Genomic DNA, 20,327 nt, shown 5'->3' with positions numbered 1-20,327 from the left:
TGGCCTTGGTCATTTTACTTGATAGTTTAGAGTCATACCACTAAATGGGCCCGACATTGACTAAGTGTCATATATCAGAGACAACAACTAACTATTGATACTGTTTATCGATGGTCACTGCAACCGGTTGACCGAATTCAACCACATCGCTTTCGCCATGCCAATCTTGGTCGCGCGTTGCAACATTGCCATCAGAATCAACACGTACACGCACGATAAGTTTTTCTAACGATGATAGTTTTTGCCCTTGCATCATCGCATTACCGTCATCTAGCACCACTGTTCGTGGGAACGAACCAAGTGGATAGCGAGCGGCTGCGACCGGCATTGGTGAACCATCAGCACGATGAATTGAGACAATTAATACCGCGTTAGGATCAAGCTGCGCTTCAGGTGCGACATTAATCGTTACTGCCACACTTTTATCCGGAGAAACCACTTCACCCATTTGTTTGCGTGCATGGTCGATACTGCGTGAAAGGCTTTCGTATCGGCTATCGTCAGGACCGATCATCTGCTGCATAATGCCCCAGTATTTAATTGCTGCGGGGTAATCTTTACGTTCAAATGCATCAAATGCGAGCAATGAGAACACGCGTAAATCCACGTAATCTTGTTGCATGAGCTTACCAAGTAAAGAACGAGCCGTTGCTTGGTCCATCTCGTCTTGAGAAAGCATTAACGCCTGAGCGTAACCTAACATAACGTCAGGATCTTTTGGCTCAAGAGCATACGACTTTTTCATAGAATCGATGGCTGTCGTCACATCGCGGTTCGCTAATGCAATACGACCGAGTAGCAACCAACCGGTTGAATCTTCTGGTTGATAATGCAGGCGCGTGCGCAGTGCCAACGTTAAATCAGCCATTTCATCATCGCTCAGAGGTTCAGAAGACGACGACATCAGCTTCTTAGAAAGCTCTGGCAAGTTAGACGTAACCTCTTGCCATTTCACAACATCTTGAGATGCGCCAAACTTGTAATAAAGCCCGTAACTTAACGCAACCGTAAGAATCACAGAAGGAATAAGCACAGCCATCGGCGAGACTTTGGTTTCCTGACTCATTTTCTGTGCAGGAATATCATCCAAAAGTGACTGCTTAAGATCAGAAATCAGATCTTCTTGACTCTCGACAAGACCTTCTTCTGTTTCTTCTTGAAGCTCAGAAAGACGATCTTTATAAAAAGCTTTGTTCAACTCATCACGTAAGATGTCGTCGTTGTTTGCTTTCTGCTTCAGAAGAGGCAGCGCAACTAACGCACAAGCAATCAACGTAAGAATAACGGTGGAAATCCAAAATAGAGTCATTACTTATTATCTCCGTTATTCTCTTCTTCAAGCAGTGCTTTTAAACGCGCTTCTTTTTGCTCGTCCCATTTCTCGTCGTTGTTTGCCGTGACTTTTGCTTTTGACTTTCGGCTACGAAGCACGATCAAACCAAAACCGCCCAAAACCACAGCCAGTGGACCAAGCCATAAAATCGCTGTCGACATAGTGAATGGCGGATTGTAAGTCACGAAGTTGCCGTAGCGCGCGATCATGTAATCGACGATCTCTTCTTTTGACTTGCCCTCTTTCGTCATTTCGTAGACCTTGTGGCGCAAGTCTTGAGCAAGTTCGGCATTCGAATCAGAGATGGTGTTGTTCTGACATTTAGGGCAGCGCAATGTGTGTCCTAGCTCTTTGAACTGTTGCTCCTGCTCTAAGTTGTCAAACTCATACACTTCAATTGCAGCATGTGCCGCCAACGAGAATGTTAGGGCTGCAAACACTGCTAAAATCACTTTTCTCATTGCTTCGCCTCCTCAACCAGCTGGTTGTACATCGGTGCTAACGTGTCAGCCCAATTTCGAGGGTTAACATCACCTACATGACGGTAACGAATGACACCATTCGCATCGATAATGAAGGTTTCCGGTGCGCCGTACACACCAAGATCCAGACCCAACATACCGCTGCCATCGAACAGACTAATTAGGTATGGGTTACCTAAATCGTTCAACCAACCGATCGCTTTGTTTCGATCATCTTTGTAGTTCATACCGATGATCTTCACGCCTTTACCAGCAAGTTCGTTGAGATATTTATGCTCTGCGTAACAGGTAGGACACCATGTAGCCCACACATTTAACAGCAGAGGCTCACCTTTAAAAATCGACTGATCGTACTGTTTACCCGGTTCGGCCAAGTCTTCTAAGTGAAACTTAGGAACAGGTTTGCCAACTAAAACAGATTCCAGCTTTGTTGGGTCGTCACCATCTTGGTTACGAACCAACTGTGTTGCGAAGATCCCCGCCAGAACTAAGAAAGCAACCAACGGGATAAACAAGATTTTCTTATTCATTTTATGCTACCTGCTCGTTTGACTTTGCGTTCTTTTTCGATGACTTACGGAAGCGGTAACGCTTATCAGAAATCGCTAGTGCGCCGCCTAATGCCATGATCAAAGAGCCAGCCCAGATCCAACGTACGAACGGCTTGTAGTAAATGCGCACCGCCCAAGAACGGTTATCTTCCAAACGCTCCCCCATCGCGATGTAAAGGTCGCGAGTGATGCCACGATCAATGGCCGCTTCTGTCATCATCGACTTCGCGGTGCGGTAGAAACGCTTCTCGGCATGAAGTGTATTGATGTGCTTACCATCGTGTGTGATTTCGAAATCAGCGATGTAACCATCATAGTTCGGACCGTCTTTATCGCGAAGACCCGAGAAGTAGAAATCATAACCTTCGATTTGGAAGTGTTCACCTGGCGCTAAACGCACATCACGCTCAATGCTGTAGTTTTGTACCATAGCGATACCAATGATCGTCACAGCAAGACCGATATGACCAAACATCATCGCCCAGTGGCTACGTTGAAGCTTACGAACACCTTCAGCAAAACTGTGACGGTGCGTCGCACGCTCATGCAATTCGAACGCATGCATTGCCACGATCCAAATCGACATAACCCAGCCGATGTACGCCATCACTGAGAAGAAATCAGCAAATAGGAATACACAAACCGCCGCCAACGCCAGAGACACAGTGCCCGACACAAGCATAGGCTTCACAATCGAAGACAACTGGTCACGCTTCCAACGGATAAGAGGACCGATACCTAGCAAGAAGGCAAACGGCATCATCAGCCATGCGAATAGCATATCGAAGAATGGGGCACCGATAGAAACCGAGCCCAAACCGAGCTGCTTGTGAACTAATGGCAACAGCGTACCAACTAAAACAACCACAAGAGCTGCAATTAGCAAGACGTTATTGGCAAGAAGTGCATTTTCGCGCGACACTAAATCAAAGTTACCACGAACACGTACCGCCGCACCTTTCACCGCGAATAGCAGTAAAGAACCACCGATAACGAAGACAAGGAAACCAAGGATAAACATACCGCGAGAAGGATCGGACGCGAACGCGTGTACCGACACCAAAATGCCCGAACGAACTAAGAAAGTACCTAACAAACTCAACGAGAATGCAGAGATCGCTAGCAATACTGTCCAAGCTTTAAATGTACCGCGTTTTTCCGTTACTGCTAGCGAGTGCATAAGTGCAGTACCTGCTAGCCAAGGCATAAAGGATGCGTTTTCTACTGGATCCCAGAACCACCAGCCGCCCCAACCAAGTTCGTAATAAGCCCACCAAGAACCTAGTGCGATACCCAAAGTTAGGAATACCCAAGCCGCCGTTGTCCAAGGACGAGACCAGCGCGCCCATGCTGTATCAAGACGACCGGTCATTAGAGAGGCAATCGCGAACGAAAACGCAACAGAGAAACCGACGTAACCCATGTACAGCATTGGTGGATGCACAATCAGCCCAGGGTCTTGCAGAAGCGGGTTCAAATCTCGACCATCAACAGGGAAGAACGGTAACGTACGTAGGAATGGGTTTGACGTTAAGATGATAAACAGTAGGAAACCTACTGAGATCATACCCATTACGGCAAGTACACGTGCAACCGACTCTTGTGGCATACCGCGGCTGAATGTAGCAACCGCGACGGTCCAACCTGCTTGGATAAGCACCCAAAGCAATAGGGAACCTTCGTGTGCACCCCATACCGCTGTCAAACGGTAGTACCAAGGCAGTTGGCTGTTTGAGTTACTTGCTACGTATTGCAGAGTGAAATCGTTAGTATAAAAACCCCAACACAAAATCACGAACGAGAAAAACAGCATGATGAACATCGACCAAGACAGCGGTCGAGCGGTATTCATCAGCATCGTATTATTGTTTGATGCGCCCCATAGCGGCAGTACAGAAAGCAGTACCGCCATCGCTAAAGATAAAATGAGGGCAAAATGGCCGATTTCAGCAATCATTCGCCGCTTCCTTGTTTTTGTTCACTGCTGTATTGCAATGGTTCATGCGTTTTCTTCATGGCTTCTGCAATTTCAGGTGGCATGTATTCTTCGTCGTGTTTAGCGAGAACTTCAAACGCTTCAACTGTCGTTGCGTCTTTTAGAACACCTTGCGCAACGATGCCCTGCCCTTCACGGAACAAATCAGGAAGAATACCTTCATAAGTGATCGTTACTTTTGGACCCACATCATGCAGATCAAAGCTCACTTTAAGAGAGTTAGGATCACGACGAACCGAGCCTACAACCACCATACCACCAATACGAAGACGCTGACCAACCTCAGGTTTAGTACCATCTGGCTTACCGTTGACCAGTTCAGTCGGCGTGTAGAAAAGGTCCATATTTTGGTTAAGCGCATATAGCATCAAACCGATGGTGGCACTGATACCGATAAAGATCGCCAGAACAATACCTAGCCTCTTTTTACGTCTCGGGTTCATAAGGTGTTCTCCATATTCTTCGCTGCGTCAATACGCGCTTGACGGTCAATTTTCGCTTTCACTTCTTTCATTAATGCATCACCGCGACGTAGGCTGGTGATTAGAAGGATAAGCATTGATAAAAAAGTAATGCCGAACGCGCTCCATACGTATGACGCATAGCCACCCATGGCAAAAAAGTCGCTCAGAGATTCAAAGTGCATCGTTAATTACCTCACTGAGTTTTGTCTATTGCGAGCTCGCGAACCCAAGGGCGATGACTTTCTTTACTGATGATTTCGTTACGGAAACGCACCATAGTCACAGCACCAAAGAAGAACGCAAAACCAAAGATGTTCAGCAACAGTGGCCAAAGCATGTCGGATGAAATTGAAGGTTGTTCGAATTTCGTAATTGTTGCGCCTTGGTGAAGCGTGTTCCACCACTCAACAGAGAAGTGGATGATTGGCAGGTTCACTACGCCAACAATCGCCAAAATACCCGCTGCTTTTGCTGCCGTTTTTTGGTCATCAAACGCGTGGTAAAGTGCTATCACACCAAGGTAAAGGAATAGAAGAATAAGTTCAGAAGTAAGACGAGCATCCCATACCCACCAAGTGCCCCACATCGGTTTGCCCCAAACGGCACCGGTCAGAAGAGCAATAAAGGTGAATACTGCGCCGATCGGTGCCATCGCAAGAGCGGCCATATCTGATAAGCGAACTTGCCAAACCAAACCGATAAAGGCAGCAATCGCCATCGACATGTACACGCCCATAGACCAAATAGCAGATGGAACATGAATATAAATAATTCGGAAACTGTCACCTTGTTGGTAATCAGAAGGCGCAAACGCCAGTCCCCAAACGGTACCTACCGCTAGGCATACGAGGGCCAATACAGAAAACCAAGGTAAGAACTTACCACTCAAACGGTAAGCTGCTTCTGGCTTGGCATAAGGATGTAGCCATTTCCACATGTTTAGTTCTCACTCTTACTTCAGGGACACTGTCTAAGGGGTCGAGACCGTAGCAGTGCTTTAATAATAATTCTTTGATCAAGCGTCGTGTTAATGACACTTTATTGAGTTAGTTAACACTAACTCGCAACGCGGCGCTGATTGCAAATGGCGTGAGAGTTATCGCGCCCATTAGCATTGCACCTAAAATCGCCAATTGACCGTTATACGCCATACCTAACGCAGCAGCATCAATCGCCGATGTTGCGAAAATCAGAATTGGGATATAGAGCGGAAGAATAAGCAAACTCAAAAGAACGCCGCCCTTTTGTAACCCAACTGTCAGCGCCACACCAATAGCACCGATAAAACTCAGTGTCGGGGTGCCAATCATTAACGTGAGCACCACAGACAACCAAGTGTTGAAATCCAGAGAAAGTAATACTGCCAATAGCGGGCTGATCAAAATCAGCGGTAATCCCGTTAGCACCCAATGAGCTATGACCTTAGATATCACCACAAGTTGCAAGGGAATTGGCATGAGCATCATTTGCTCTAACGCACCATCTTGAAAATCATCACGAAATAGACGTTCTAATGATAATAATGCCGATAGCAATGCGGCAACCCAAACAATGCCCGCTGCAATACGTGCTAACAAATTAGGTTCAGGCCCAATACTCAATGGAAACAAAGTAATAACAATAATAAAGAACCAAAGCGGGTTCAAAATGTCGGCTTGGCGACGAAATGCAATCAAGAGTTCGCGGCGAATAATAGTTGTCATGGCCGAAATCATATCAATCACCCAATTTTATTTTTCTAAGTTTAGGGCTGTCAGCAAACATATCTTGGTGCGTCGTTAACATCACAATGCCACCGTTATCGGCATGCTGAGCAAACAGAGCTTCAAGCACTTTGACACCTTGTTTGTCGATTGCTGTTAGTGGTTCATCCAAAATCCACAAAATCTGCTTACTTAGCCAAAGTCTAGCCAAAGCAACGCGACGCTGCTGACCCGCAGAAAGTTGTGCTACAGGTACATCTTCTCGCCCCGCAAGCCCCACTTGGGTTAAAGCAGTAAAGATTTCTTCATCGGAAGTGCTGTTATTTTGAATAGATTGGTAAAAACGTAAGTTTTCAAATGCGGTGAGTTCGCGCTTTACGCCAGTTTGATGGCCGAGAAATAGCAAGTCTTGGTGGAAGACATCACGAGATTTTTCAACCTCTTCACCTTTCCACTTGATCATTCCTTCTTCTCTATCGCCTAACCCTGTAATAATGCGCAGCAGCGTCGTTTTACCTGTGCCATTACGCCCTTCGATCTGGACTAACTCACCAGGCTTAATTTCAAATTGCAGGTTTTCAAACAGGACCCTTTCATCACGGATCGCAGTCAGGTTAGACACTTCTAACATAGGGCTTCAACTTCATAAGGAACGAAGGGCTATATTAACACAGCTTACTTGTGACAAAACAGGATAAGAAAGCAGGGATGTATGTAAGTTCATGTATTTTTGTTAACTTACTGTCACACTTTGATAAAATTAACCATAAGTGGCTATAAGTTTTTATTTTAGATATAAAAAAAGAAGCCGAAGCTTCTTTTTATTCTCTTTATCGTCGACGCCCACGCGGTGGGTAATTCGAATCATCGGAAGGTTGACTGCTTAATGGCGGGATCTTCTCTTTTCCAGCCAGTTTTTTCTGCAAAGAGAGCATCAACTCTGCTTCTGCTTTTGGCAGTTCACACTCTTCGATTAGCTCGTTGATATCAGCCCCTAACTGCACCATTTTGGTTGCTCTACTGTATAAGCGACCATCAGTATCAGCGTGTTCTAGTTCGCGAATTCGCTCATTAAGATGTTGGATGATATCTTGCTGCTCAGTTACTTTTTGGCCAAGGCCAACTACAACCGAACGTACCTCTAGTAGCTGTTTGTTCAGCTTCTGCACTTCTTTATCCGCGTGTCGTGCCTGCGCTCGCTGTTGGTCCATTTGCTTTTGCAAACTAGCACGAATGCGCAGCTGCAACACAACCAACACCAATACAATAAACGCAACGCCACCCGCGAGGAATGGTACAGATAAAAAAGTATCTTCAGCCATCATCATTCAGCCAATTATAGGTGAGCCATCTCGTCCCATTCGTCGTCAGTTAGCAGCTTGTTCAAATCAACAAGGATCAGAAGCTTACCGTCACGGTTGCTTACACCTTGGATGAATTTCGCGCTTTCGTCTGTACCTACAGAAGGCGTAGTGTCGATCTCAGAAGAACGTAGGTAAACCACCTCAGCAACGCTATCTACCAAGATGCCGATAACTTGACGCTCTGATTCGATCACGATGATACGTGTGTTATCAGTTACTTCGCCTTCCATCAAACCGAAGCGTGAACGTGTATCGATAACCGTTACAACGTTACCACGTAGGTTGATGATACCTAGTACGTAATCTGGCGCACCTGGAACTGGAGCAATTTCAGTGTAACGAAGAACTTCACGAACTTGCATTACATTGATGCCGTACGTTTCTTCTTCTAGTTGGAACGTCACCCACTGAAGAACTTCGTCATTCGATGTATCTTTCTTCACTTCTACTTCAAAAGCTTGAGACATAGTTAATCCTCGTTAATGTCGTTCCCGACTTAAATCTAATTCAGTGATTTTACATCTAAACCGGCGTTTAGCATGTCTATAAGTGCTTGGACATGAATTAAAGCACACATTTTTTCTTTCACCATGCCCGCTAGCCAAGGGCGTTTACCCGCTTGTTCTCGCCAACGAACATTGTCGCCATTTAGGGTTTCAGTACCCAATAGTTGGTTACTGGCCAAACCCCACATGCTTTCACCAAGCATGACAACGTATTGGTAGTTATCTTTGTATTCATCCCCACGGAGTTTGTCTGCCATCACCCACTTTGCAGTGTCGACGACATCAAACTGCTGTTCGCGGTTCGTCTGTAAACCTAAGTACCAGGCTGGTCGACCGATAAGGTGGTTGAGCTCGGTAATGCGATGAATGCCACCCAATTCATCGAGCGGTACGGCAAATGTCACTTCGTTGACATCAAAGTAAAGCACTTGAAAATCTTCACTTCTTTGCGTGCCTTCCCACGTATTGGGGATCGCAGGGCTCGCCTCGGTTTCCAGTTGCGTTTCGGTTTGCTGTTCTATCGCGATGTCTTGTTCTATCTCAGGAACAACTTCTACCGCTTCGACTTGAGCTACCTCAGTTTGAATTACTTCAGAAACAGGCTCTTCTATCACCCATTCTTGAATTTCTTCAACCACTTCTATTGGTGACTCAACAGCTACTTCAACGTCTGGTTGTATCGACTTTGCGTGAATCGCAATATCGATGGTGTTCTGTTCCAAAATGTCGTCTATGTCTAACTCATCTACGACATTGGTCGATTCGAGTTGACTCAATAACCTTTGAACGTCTTCTAAATTCGGCGCTTCCAGTTGCGGTGCGTAGTTTTCGCTAAACTGGTAAGAGTCTGACTCTGCGTATTGCATCTGGAGCTCTGGCTCTGGCTCTGGCTCTGGCTCTGGCTCTGGCTCTGGCTCTGGCTCTGGCTCTGGCTCTGGCTCTGGCTCTGCAGAGGATAGCTCCTGAGCGAGCAAGTCAAGCTCATGTTCGAGATCAGTCACCTCAACTTCTTCACCGAGTAATGCACTGAAGTAATCATCAAGCGCCTGCTCGCTGGAAAGTACGCTGTTACTGCTCATCGAACGCTAACCTCTCCAAGTAAATCAATAGCTGTTTGTACGCAAACACACCACGGCTACCGGATGCAAAGTGCGACGCTGGTAAGTGTTTCAAACTTGCGTCTCGGAACTTGGTGTCAATCGGTACTGCGGAAGTCCACACTTGGTTCGGGTAGTCTTTTTTCAGTTGCGTCAAAGTCTGCAACGAAGCGCGAGTTCGCTTGTCGTACATGGTTGGTACGATGGTGACTTTGAACCCATCTGGACGTGATTTCTGCATGATCGTCAACGTACGAATCATACGTTCCAAGCCTTTCATCGCGAGGAACTCAGTCTGTACTGGGATCAAGATACGATCACTCGCCGCGAGTGCATTAACCATCATCACACCGAGGATTGGCGGACAATCGATCAACACGTAGTCGTAATCTTGCGAAACCGCTTGAAGTGCGCGCTTCAAAATCAGCCCCATGCCACTGCGGTTACCCATTACGCGGTCTAGCGTAGCCAATGACATGTGCGCAGGAATGATGTCCATTCCTTCCAACTCGGTTTCTAAGATCAACGGCTTAACCGTATCGCGAGTGAACGTCTTTAGCTGAAACAGATCAAACAAGCTTGATGACACGGTATCTGAGTCGTAACCAAGATAAGTCGTCAGTGACGCATGAGGATCGGTGTCGACCATCAATACACGATGACCTTTCTGGCTCAACAAACCTGCTAGTGTCACTGTTGATGTGGTTTTACCTACCCCACCTTTTTGGTTAGCTACACTCCAAACGATCATGATTTATCCTACGCTAAACCCACTTCCACCAGCATGCGTTCTGCAATTCGGTCAAGAGGTAAATCTTCAGAAGAAATGCCCGCTTTAGCAACAGCTTGAGGCATACCGTAAACCACACAGCTTTCTTCGTCTTGTGCCCAAATGGTTGAGCCTGCCGATTTCAGCATACGTGCACCTTCTCGGCCATCTGCACCCATTCCGGTGAGCACCATAGAAAGCACTTTGTCGCCGTAAACTTTCGCCGCCGAGCCAAAGGTCACATCCACACACGGTTTGTAGTTCATGCGATCACCGCCATCAATGATGCGAAGGCGAGCAGCACCTGCACGACCATCAATCATCATTTGCTTGCCGCCTGGCGCTAGGTAAGCCACACCAGCTTGTAACACATCACCGTCTTGTGCTTCTTTCACTTGGATCTTACACAACGTGTTCAATCGACTTGCAAATGCCGCCGTAAATGTCGCAGGCATATGCTGAATCAGCACGATTGGATGTGGGTAGTTCATCGGCAGACGAGTAAGAATTTTTTGTAAAGCAACTGGGCCACCAGTGGATGTGCCAATCGCTGTTAACTGGTATTTCTTACCCGATGCGCGGAACTTGGTTGCTGCCGGCCGAGCTGGAGCCGATGCGGCAGGCGTAGCGGTTCTTGAAGCCAGTGGGCGCGCAGCACTAGTTGCAGCAGCTGGACGCGCTACAGGACGGCGCATGAAAGCACGCTTGGAGGCAATTTGAATGACACGTTGCTGAAGCAGCGAAACCGCTTCATCGCGGTTACGTGCAATATCTTCAAACTTCTTCGGTAAGAAGTCCAGAGCACCAGCGTCCAACGCATCAAGAGTTGCTTTCGCCCCATCATGAGTCAGGGACGAAAACATCAGAATTGGCGTTGGAGATGCAGCCATGATTTCACGCACAGCCGTAATGCCATCCATAACTGGCATTTCAATATCCATGGTGATGACGTCCGGCTTGAGAGCTTTGGCTTTTTCGACCGCTTCTCTGCCATTTACCGCAACGTCAATCACTTCTAGGCGCGATTCTGAGTTGATGATTTCGCTTACGCGACGACGGAAAAAACTCGAATCATCAACGACTAGTACTTTAATCGCCATTTTGTTCCTTTTCTTTACGTCAGCTTAGATGCGCGAAGCTGCTGCGTATTGCTTCAATAGATCTGGCACATCAAGAATCAATGCAATGTGACCATCACTGGTAATCGTCGCACCAGCCATACCTGGTGTACCTTGCAATAAGTTATCTAATGGCTTGATAACCACTTCTTCTTGACCGATAAGCGTGTCGACGACAAAACCAACGCGTTGGCTGCCGATCTGCACAATCACAACATGACCATGACCGATGCGTTGCTCCACGCGAGGAGACTTAGACGCCAACCAGTTTTGTAGGTAGAACAGTGGAATAGACTTATCGCGAACGATGATGGTTAACTGACCATCTACCACGTTGGTGCGGCTTAAATCTAAGTGGAAAATCTCGTTTACTGACGCAAGTGGTAGTGCAAACGGATGACCGCCAACACCCACCATTAAGGTCGGCAAAATCGCTAGAGTCAGTGGCACTTTGATGGTGATCTTCGTGCCCTTGCCCAGCTCTGAATCGATATCGATAGAACCGTTTAGGGTGTTGATCGCCGTCTTAACTACGTCCATACCCACACCGCGGCCTGAAATATCAGAGATCTTCTCTTTACTTGAGAAGCCAGGGGCGAAGATAAGGTTGAAACACTCTTTATCCGATAAACGCGCTGCTGCATCTTCGTCCATCATGCCGCGTTTTACCGCAATGCCACGAAGTTTATTAGGATCCATACCGCCACCGTCATCAACGATAGCCAATTCGATATGGTCACCTTCTTGTGAAGCAGATAGGATGACTTTACCAGTGCGCGATTTACCCGCTTTTACGCGGTCTTCTGGCATTTCAATGCCGTGGTCAACCGAGTTGCGTACCAAGTGGATCAATGGATCCGCTAGCGCTTCTACCAGGTTTTTATCGAGATCGGTTTCTTCACCGCGCATTTCCAGCACGATGTCTTTATTTAGGTTACGCGCCAAGTCACGTACAACGCGAGGGAAACGGCCAAATACTTTCTTAATTGGCTGCATGCGCGTTTTCATTACTGCACCTTGAAGGTCTGCAGTAACAACGTCTAGGTTTGCCACAGCTTTCGACATTTCTTCATTGTCGCTGTTCAAACCAAGACTTAATAAGCGGTTACGTACCAACACGAGCTCACCCACCATGTTCATGATGGTATCTAGCGTTGATGTATCAACACGTACCGTCGCTTCTGCTTGTGGCTTTTTCACCGCTGGTGCAGACGCTTTTGACTCCTCTTTCACCGCCACAGGTTTTGCTGCTGGCTTAGGAGCAGAGGCTGGCGTTGAAACCGGAGCAGGCTGTGCAACAGGTGCTGGTTTTGGCGCTTCTGGAGCTAGAGCGGAAGCAGGCTTAGTTGCCATATCAAGCTCTTCAAGCGTTGGGCCTTTGCCCGCACCGTGTAGCTCGTCAAGCAGCTTCTCAAACTCTTCATCTGTCATCAGGTCGCTATCGCCTGAAGCAGCTGAAACCGCAGGAGCAGCAGGTTCTGGTGCTTTAGGCGTCTCTACAGGAGCGGCTGTTGCTGCTGAAGGGCTCTGACCAACACCATGCAATTCATCGAGAAGACGTTCGAATTCGTCATCGGTGATATCGCCATTGTCCAGAACAGGCGCACTTGCTTGAACAGGTGCAGCCGCTGCTGGAGCTGATGTCGATGCGCCTGGTGCAGCACCTTTACCGTGCAGCTCATCAAGAAGCTTTTCAAACTCGTCTTGAGTAATTTCGTCGACAGAACCTATAGAACCCGCCTCCGTTATGTCGGCTGCAGGGGCAGCTGGCACTTCGTTAGCAGGTTCTGGGATAACTGGTTCTGGAGTAACGATAGGTTCTTCAACCACTGTAGCTACTTCGTCTTCAGACTCAGGCTTACATAGACGGTGCAGTTCATCTAGCAACGCAGGGTCTGCAGCTTCTAACGCTTCTCGATCTTGCACAGCTTGGAACTGGGTATTTACCGTATCCAACGCCTTCAACATGGTATCCATGAGGCTTGGCGTTACAGAACGTTGGCCATTTCGCAACACGTCGAACACGTTCTCTGCACCGTGGCAGGTGTCGACCAGTTCTGCTAAGGATAGGAAACCGGCACCACCTTTCACGGTATGGAAACCGCGGAAGATAGCATTAAGTAAGTCTTTGTCTTCTGGATTGTTTTCTAACTCAACCAGCTGCTCAGAAAGCAGCTCTAGGATTTCTCCGGCCTCAATTAGAAAGTCCTGAAGGATATCTTCGTCTAAATCGTAGCTCATACGTTACCTTTAAAATCCAAGACTGGACAACAAGTCATCGACTTCGTCCTGCGATGAAACCGCATCTTCTCTCAGTTCTGGATGAAGAATAGGGCCTTCGGCTTCGCTTGATTGTTTAATCTTTTTATCTGCCGGTTCTGACAAAACTTGAACCTGTTCTGCTGGTTTTTGGCCAGAGAATACGGTGAGGATTTCCACCAAACGGCCTTCTACTTCGTTTACCAGCGTAATTACGCGACGAATAATTTGACCCGTTAAGTCTTGGAAGTCTTGCGCCATAAGAATTTCGGTCAACTGACCACGCAATTCAGTGCTATCACCTTCGACCTGAACAAGCAGTTTGTCGATACGGTGACACAGAGCTTTGAATTCGCTTAATTCAATGCGCCCGTACATGAGTTCATTCCATTGAGGACGAACTTGTTGAAGGCAATCATGCAGGTTATCGGCGATTGGAAGGCAGCAATCTACTGCATCCATCGTCTTGTTTGCTGCCAGTTCCGTTTTCTCGATCACATAGTGCAGACGATCCCGAGCATTCGGGATTTCATCTTTAGCTATTTCGGTCATGCGTTGATCGAGGTTGAACTGCTTTAGTGAATCATGAAGGTCTCGAGTCAGCGTTCCGATTTCTTGCAAAACCGGATTCTCTGTACCTTCATATAGCGAGGCAACAAGCATGTTCGCTTGATCTTGTTCCCCGTTTTCTAGCATTTGAACGAGCGACTTCGCCTGCTCTAGTGAGATCATTCTGAATAGACCCTTTTACGTTTAGTTCTTCTTATCGCTTCGAAAACGTCAAACGAGTCATTTTATGTGTATGTATTATTTGGAATAAACGACTCGAATAACAAAGAGAAAGAGAGAGTTATAAACGTTCGAAAATTTTCTCTAATTTTTCTTTTAGTGTTGCAGCAGTAAATGGCTTAACAATGTAGCCGTTTACACCTGCTTGAGCAGCTTCGATGATCTGCTCACGCTTCGCTTCAGCCGTGATCATAAGTACAGGAAGGTGCTTAAGCTCTGCATCGGCACGGATGTGTTTAAGCAGATCGATACCTTGCATTCCTGGCATATTCCAGTCGGTTACAACAAAATCGAAGTCACCTTTTTTCAGCATTGGTAATGCAGTTAAACCGTCGTCGGCTTCTTGAGTGTTATTGAAACCCAAGTCACGAAGCAGGTTTTTAACAATACGGCGCATTGTTGAGAAATCGTCAACAATAAGGATCTTCATGTTTTTATTCAAAATTGCCTCCACTGAATCGTAAAATCAGTGTTTTTAGTCATTTTGTGTCCACGCACTGAGCTTGGTGCGTAAACGTTGCATCGCTTGGCTTAGTATTTGGCTTACACGAGATTCGCTTACACCTAATACATCACCAATTTCTTTCAAATTGAGTTCTTCGTCATAATAAAGCGAAAGTACTAAAGCTTCACGCTCTGGAAGCTGTTTTATTGATTCAACCAGTGCTTTTCTGAACGATTCATCTGCTACACCCTTAAATGGGTTGCTGTCATCAGTTTCATCTGCTGGTGAAATCACATCATCAGAAACGCCTAAATCTTCAATACCAACTAATCTTGAGCAGTTTATATCGGTCAGAGCACTATGATATTGATCCAGTGACATCCCGAGATGTGCTGCTACTTCAGAATCTGTCGGATCACGATTTAACACGCCTTCCAGCTCTGCGACCGCTTGATTAATTTCGCGATTATTCTTATGAACAGAACGCGGTACCCAGTCACCTTTGCGCATGTCATCTAACATGGCGCCACGAATGCGGATACCAGCATAAGTTTCAAAGCTCGCACCTTTAGAACCATCATAATTCTGCTGAGCTTCGATAAGACCGATCATGCCGGCCTGAATTAAATCCTCTACCTGAACACTCGGCGGTAAACGGCCTAACAGGTGGTGAGCAATACGCTTAACCAACACAGAGTAGCGTTCAATGAACGCTTGCTGACTATTAAACTTGCCATGCTGGTCATAGGTTATCGCTTTATTCACCAAAAGGGTCCTCTGCGAATTCGGTACGATTTAGCAACCTTTCCACAAAAAATTCCAAGTGTCCACTTGGTGTTTTCGGCAGTGGCCACATCAGCGCTTTGTTTGCCAATGAGCTGATAGCTAAAGCCGCAGGAGAGCGAGGGAACGCATCAACGACAATTTTTTGTCTTTTTACGGCTTGTCGTACTTTATCATCTAATGGAATACATGCTACGAGCTCAAGGCTTACATTCAAGAACCGCTCTGTGACTAGCGTCAACTTTGCAAACAATTCTCGACCTTCTCGGTAGCTTCTGACCATATTTGCAACAACTTTAAAGCGTTGGACTTGGTGTTCTTTGCTCAAAAGCTTAATTAGTGCATAAGCATCAGTGATAGAAGTCGGTTCGTCACAGACTACTACAACTACATCTTGAGCTGCACGAGAAAAACTAATAACCATATCAGAAATGCCAGCTGCTGTATCAATTAGCAGGATGTCCATTTCATCTTCAAGACTACCAAATGCGCGGATGAGTCCAGCATGTTGAGCATGAGAAAGCTCTGTCATGCTTTGTGTGCCAGAAGTTGCAGGGATTATCTTTATACCATAAGGGCCTTCAACAATCGCATCTTTTAGCTCACATTCACCCGCTAGCACATGTCCCAGGTTACGTTTTGAACGAATTCCGAGCATTACGTCAACATTAGCCAGACCTAGGTCAGCGTCGAGAACCATCACCTTTTTGCCTTGGCGAGCCATGCAGATCGCCAGACCCAGCGTTACGTTAGATTTCCCCACACCACCTTTGCCGCCAGTAACAGCAATCACTTTTGTCAACGATGGTTGTGTTAAGCGACGGAGGCCGCTTGCTTGATCGTGTATCATATTCTCAGTCATAGTAGTCCGCCGCCCTAGAGTCCTTCGTTGTCACTGTTCCAAAAGTGAGGTTCGTTCTCTGTCGACTTCTCTAACAGTTCGTTTGCTTTCGCAAGCATGTATTTTGGTTGTGCTATCACAATGTCTTCAGGCACGCGCTGACCATTTGCTATGTAAGCCACTGGCATTGCGTTTTGAATCACCACACTAATGAATTCACCTAAACTTAATGACTCATCAAGCTTAGTGAGAATACAACCCGACAGCGGAATGCGTCGGAAGTGATCAAGAGTTTCTTGTAGAACTCGACGTTGTGCGGTAGCTGGCAAAACAAGGTAGCTATGAATCACTTCACCACTCTCTTGCATTAGGGTATCGAGCTGCTCGGAAAGCCTCACATCTCTTTGTCCCATCCCTGCCGTATCGACCAAAATCAGTCTTCTGTTTCTTAGCTGATATATAACATCGGCTAATTCGTTAGAATCTTTAGCAACTCTTACAGGACAACCCATAATTCTCCCGTAAATGGAGAGTTGCTCATGTGCACCTATGCGATATGTATCTGTTGTCACAAGGGCCACATTGTCGGCACCGTATTCCATGGCTGCGCGTGCAGCAAGCTTCGCGACAGTTGTCGTTTTTCCGACGCCTGTAGGGCCAAGCAATGCAACCACACCACCACGTTTTAAAATATCTTGTTTTGGTATGTTAATTTGATCCGCAACGAGTGACAGCAAAGCCTTCCACGCACGTGCAGGCTTGGTGTCTTCTGGGATGTAACATGCCATTTGGTCTGCAAGCTCAGGAGACACGCCCATACGCTCTAAGCGTTTGATAAGCATGGCTCTTAATGGCTCACGACGTTCTACTTCTTGCCACATTAACCCGGAGACTTGATGTTCCAGCAGACGACGAATCGAGGTCATCTCTTCGCGCATGTTCTCCAGCTCTTTTGCTGACTCGTCACGCTCTTCAGAGGATGGGCGACGACGGTCATAGCGCGTAGGATCTAACTTCGGCGTTGGTCGCTCAAAACGGTTATCTTGAGCAATCAATTTCGCCAAAGGAGAGTCCGGCTGGTATGGCACGGGCTTTTCTTGGTTGTAGCTTTCGCGGTGCTTATTTTGGCGTTGCAATAGGGCTGATAACGAATCTTCGTTTTCCGCAACATGATCGTCAGATTCTGCTGCGCCACCACTGTATTGCTTCAGCATGTTCGCGAATCGCTGTGTCATCGAGCCTGATTTTTCTTTGCTGTTTTGTAGGCTAATTTTATCTTCATCTAAACTGCGATCTTGAAAACGATCGGCCGCTGATGACGACATTTGACGATGTTCGTTATAGCGATTCGATTGAGAAGCACCACGATTTGATTGCGAAGAAGCACTGGATGAAGACGGATTGGATTCATTATCCACTGCAGCAACAATCGCTACACCGCCTGCCACTTTCTTGTTTGACATGATCACCGCATCTGCACCCAACTCCTCTTTCACTTGGAGCAGCGCTGATCGCATGTCTTTGGCAAAAAATCGCTTTATTTTCAAACTATGAATCCATTAATGATGCGTGAGATTAATTACCCACGGCTTGCACAATTCTGATCTGTTTTTCATCCGGTATTTCTTGATAAGACAGTACCCGGAGATTAGGTATTGTGTTCTTCACAAACTTAGCCAGTGTGGATCGCAACACGCCAGACGTAAGTAGAACGGCAGGTTCGCCCTTCAACTCTTGCTCTTGCGTTGCATGGCTTAGTGAAGACTGCAAACGTTCAGCGAGTCCTGGCTCAATGCCAGCAGATTCGCCTCCCGAGGCTTGCATAGTTTGATGCAATATTTGTTCCAGATCAGGAATCAAGGTAATCACAGGCAGTTCTGGCTCTATACCATTGATTTCCTGAACAATTAGACGTTTCAGACTGATTCGAACCGCCGCTGTTAATATGTCAGGTTCTTGACTCTTACTTGAGTACTCAGCCAAGGTTTGTACGATGGTACGAATGTCGCGAATTGGAATGGCTTCATTCAACAAGTTCTGCAACACTTTCACCACCACACCTAATGGGAGTTGATCCGGTACAAAGTTCTCCACCAATTTCGGTGCACTTCGGCCTAGCATCTCCAATAAATTCTGTACTTCTTCATGACCAATCAACTGCGATGCGTTGTTGGTTAATAACTGACTTAGATGCGTAGCCAAAACCGTCGATGAATCCACCACGGTATAACCGAGAGCCTGAGCGTGCTCGCGCTGCTCTTCACGAATCCACACGGCTTCTAGGCCGAATGCCGGGTCCATGGTCGGTTCGCCATCAATCATGCCGTAAACCTGACCTGGGTTAATCGCCAATTCTTGGTCTGGGCGAATTTCCGCTTCACCCACCGCAACGCCCATCAGGGTAATTCTGTAGCTGTTTGGCGTCAGCTCAAGGTTGTCACGAATGTGTACTGCTGGGATCAAGAAACCAAAATCTTGTGAGAGCTTTTTACGAACGCCTTTCACGCGCTCTAATAACTCTCCGCCTTGGTCACGATCCACCAGCGGGATCAATCGATACCCCACTTCTAAACCAATAATATCAACAGGTTGAACGTCATCCCACGACAACTCACGTTGAGAAATCGGCTCGCTGCCATCTTCTGCTTTCGCAGGTAATGCTGGTTCTTTTGCTTTCTGCTTCTGACGCTTGTCAATCAAGTAAGCACCCGTGCCAGCAGCGACGGCCAACGTTAAGAAAGCAAAATGCGGCATGCCTGGTACGATACCCATCACGCCTAAAATTGCCGCCGTGATCATCAACGCTTTCGGGTTGTCGAACATTTGGAAAACCAGCTGCTCGCCCATGTCTTCATCGGTGTTTTGGCGCGTTACCATCATCGCCGCTGCAATTGACAGCAATAGCGATGGAATTTGAGCAACCAGACCATCACCAATCGTTAGCAAGGTATAGATTTGGATCGCTTCACCAAAGCCTAACCCGTACTGCGCCATACCAATCGACAGACCGCCGATGATGTTGATAAACAGAATCAAAATACCGGCTATCGCATCGCCTTTTACAAACTTGGACGCACCATCCATTGAGCCGTAGAAGTCTGCCTCTTTGGTCACTTCAAAACGACGCACGCGCGCTTGCTCTTGGTCGATAAGGCCTGCGTTTAAGTCCGCATCAATCGCCATCTGTTTACCAGGCAACGCATCAAGGGTGAAACGAGCGCTCACCTCAGAAATACGCCCCGCACCTTTGGTCACAACCATAAAGTTAATGATCATCAAGATGAGGAAGACGACTAAACCGACTGCGTAGTTACCGCCAATTACAACGTTACCAAACGCCTCGATAACGTTACCTGCCGCATTGCCCCCTTCATGACCATGAAGTAACACGACACGGGTGGACGCAACGTTCAGCGCCAAACGCAACAACGTCGCGATCAGCAGCACCGTTGGGAACGCGGCGAAATCTAACGGGCGGCGTGTATATACCGTCACCAACAACACCACCATGGCTAAGGCGATGTTAAAGGTGAAGAACATATCCAGTAGGAACGCGGGTATCGGTAATACCACCATCGCAAGGGTGGCCAAAACCATGACAGGCGCGCCAATAGCTGGCATCTCACGCTGACGAATTCGTGGCAATTTATCTGCAAACGGCAGGCTTAACTTCATACTGCGAGGTATCTCAATCGAATTGAAGCGTCACGCGAATACGCACTTTAATACGTATGTCTAATGTTTATACGCGACCACTTTCGCCTAAAAGTTTAGGTATAGTTGATAATTAGTCGACTTAAGCAATCTATGTACCAAAATCAACGCCA

21 protein-coding genes are annotated in these 20,327 nt (G+C 46.9%); all 21 read right to left on the bottom strand.

Going from position 1 to position 20,327, the window contains the following annotated elements; translation table 11 throughout:
* Positions 1 to 91 precede the first annotated feature (91 nt).
* Positions 92 to 1,309 carry a c-type cytochrome biogenesis protein CcmI gene (gene ccmI, locus NL646_RS11530; protein WP_005494385.1) on the bottom strand — a complete coding sequence of 406 codons (1,218 nt, stop codon included), beginning with the start codon at positions 1,307 to 1,309 and terminating at the stop codon, positions 92 to 94.
* Positions 1,309 to 1,794 (bottom strand): cytochrome c-type biogenesis protein, encoded by a 486-nt coding sequence (locus NL646_RS11525; RefSeq protein WP_005457737.1) that lies wholly within the window; start codon positions 1,792 to 1,794, stop codon positions 1,309 to 1,311. The genes ccmI and NL646_RS11525 overlap by 1 nt, the downstream gene beginning before the upstream one ends.
* Positions 1,791 to 2,345: a DsbE family thiol:disulfide interchange protein gene (locus NL646_RS11520; protein WP_005457723.1), complete on the bottom strand. Its 555-nt coding sequence runs from the start codon at positions 2,343 to 2,345 to the stop codon at positions 1,791 to 1,793. The genes NL646_RS11525 and NL646_RS11520 overlap by 4 nt, the downstream gene beginning before the upstream one ends.
* Position 2,346: 1 nt before the next feature.
* Entirely contained in the window at positions 2,347 to 4,323 is a 1,977-nt protein-coding gene (locus NL646_RS11515) for a heme lyase CcmF/NrfE family subunit (protein ID WP_140166475.1), read from the bottom strand.
* Positions 4,320 to 4,805 (bottom strand): cytochrome c maturation protein CcmE, encoded by a 486-nt coding sequence (ccmE, locus tag NL646_RS11510; RefSeq protein WP_005457727.1) that lies wholly within the window; start codon positions 4,803 to 4,805, stop codon positions 4,320 to 4,322. Before ccmE ends, NL646_RS11515 begins: the two co-directional genes overlap by 4 nt.
* Positions 4,802 to 5,008, bottom strand: a complete 207-nt coding sequence (ccmD, locus tag NL646_RS11505) for a heme exporter protein CcmD (RefSeq protein WP_005457743.1) — start codon at positions 5,006 to 5,008, stop codon at positions 4,802 to 4,804. Before ccmD ends, ccmE begins: the two co-directional genes overlap by 4 nt.
* An 11-nt stretch (positions 5,009 to 5,019) precedes the next feature.
* Positions 5,020 to 5,763, bottom strand: a complete 744-nt coding sequence (locus tag NL646_RS11500) for a heme ABC transporter permease (RefSeq protein ID WP_253664252.1) — start codon at positions 5,761 to 5,763, stop codon at positions 5,020 to 5,022.
* 109 nt (positions 5,764 to 5,872) lie between these two features.
* Positions 5,873 to 6,541 (bottom strand): heme exporter protein CcmB, encoded by a 669-nt coding sequence (ccmB, locus tag NL646_RS11495; protein WP_005457672.1) that lies wholly within the window; start codon positions 6,539 to 6,541, stop codon positions 5,873 to 5,875.
* A gap of 1 nt (position 6,542) precedes the next feature.
* Positions 6,543 to 7,160 (bottom strand): cytochrome c biogenesis heme-transporting ATPase CcmA, encoded by a 618-nt coding sequence (gene ccmA, locus NL646_RS11490; protein ID WP_005457758.1) that lies wholly within the window; start codon positions 7,158 to 7,160, stop codon positions 6,543 to 6,545.
* A 199-nt stretch (positions 7,161 to 7,359) separates the two neighbouring features.
* Positions 7,360 to 7,851: a DUF2802 domain-containing protein gene (locus NL646_RS11485; RefSeq protein ID WP_021449899.1), complete on the bottom strand. Its 492-nt coding sequence runs from the start codon at positions 7,849 to 7,851 to the stop codon at positions 7,360 to 7,362.
* A gap of 14 nt (positions 7,852 to 7,865) precedes the next feature.
* Positions 7,866 to 8,360 (bottom strand): chemotaxis protein CheW, encoded by a 495-nt coding sequence (locus NL646_RS11480; protein ID WP_005438733.1) that lies wholly within the window; start codon positions 8,358 to 8,360, stop codon positions 7,866 to 7,868.
* Between the two features lie 35 nt (positions 8,361 to 8,395).
* A complete protein-coding gene (locus NL646_RS11475) occupies positions 8,396 to 9,478 on the bottom strand; it encodes a chemotaxis protein CheW (protein ID WP_159356590.1) in 1,083 nt (360 codons plus the stop codon).
* A complete protein-coding gene (locus NL646_RS11470) occupies positions 9,468 to 10,247 on the bottom strand; it encodes a ParA family protein (RefSeq protein WP_005479466.1) in 780 nt (259 codons plus the stop codon). The genes NL646_RS11475 and NL646_RS11470 overlap by 11 nt, the downstream gene beginning before the upstream one ends.
* Before the next feature lie 8 nt (positions 10,248 to 10,255).
* Entirely contained in the window at positions 10,256 to 11,365 is a 1,110-nt protein-coding gene (locus tag NL646_RS11465) for a chemotaxis response regulator protein-glutamate methylesterase (protein ID WP_023623284.1), read from the bottom strand.
* A gap of 24 nt (positions 11,366 to 11,389) precedes the next feature.
* Complete coding sequence (locus tag NL646_RS11460; RefSeq protein WP_005484467.1) at positions 11,390 to 13,624, bottom strand: chemotaxis protein CheA; 2,235 nt, start codon at positions 13,622 to 13,624, stop codon at positions 11,390 to 11,392.
* Positions 13,625 to 13,633: 9 nt separating this feature from the next.
* A complete protein-coding gene (locus tag NL646_RS11455; RefSeq protein ID WP_005457755.1) occupies positions 13,634 to 14,374 on the bottom strand; it encodes a protein phosphatase CheZ in 741 nt (246 codons plus the stop codon).
* Positions 14,375 to 14,492: 118 nt separating this feature from the next.
* Positions 14,493 to 14,861: a chemotaxis response regulator CheY gene (gene cheY, locus NL646_RS11450; protein ID WP_021451399.1), complete on the bottom strand. Its 369-nt coding sequence runs from the start codon at positions 14,859 to 14,861 to the stop codon at positions 14,493 to 14,495.
* Between the two features lie 45 nt (positions 14,862 to 14,906).
* The gene (locus tag NL646_RS11445; RefSeq protein ID WP_005457739.1) at positions 14,907 to 15,641 is read right to left on the bottom strand and encodes an RNA polymerase sigma factor FliA; all 735 of its coding nucleotides are present in this window, start codon (positions 15,639 to 15,641) and stop codon (positions 14,907 to 14,909) included.
* Entirely contained in the window at positions 15,634 to 16,521 is an 888-nt protein-coding gene (locus NL646_RS11440) for a MinD/ParA family protein (RefSeq protein ID WP_005457698.1), read from the bottom strand. Before NL646_RS11440 ends, NL646_RS11445 begins: the two co-directional genes overlap by 8 nt.
* A 14-nt stretch (positions 16,522 to 16,535) precedes the next feature.
* Complete coding sequence (gene flhF / locus NL646_RS11435) at positions 16,536 to 18,047, bottom strand: flagellar biosynthesis protein FlhF (protein ID WP_005457694.1); 1,512 nt, start codon at positions 18,045 to 18,047, stop codon at positions 16,536 to 16,538.
* Between the two features lie 28 nt (positions 18,048 to 18,075).
* Entirely contained in the window at positions 18,076 to 20,175 is a 2,100-nt protein-coding gene (flhA, locus tag NL646_RS11430; RefSeq protein WP_253664251.1) for a flagellar biosynthesis protein FlhA, read from the bottom strand.
* Positions 20,176 to 20,327 lie beyond the last annotated feature (152 nt).

This window comes from Vibrio sp. Y20_XG_PY13, from assembly GCF_024181925.1.
Lineage (GTDB): Bacteria > Pseudomonadota > Gammaproteobacteria > Enterobacterales > Vibrionaceae > Vibrio > Vibrio parahaemolyticus.
The sequence above is the reverse complement of the archived record's forward strand: the minus strand, read 5'-3'. Positions and strand labels throughout refer to the sequence as shown.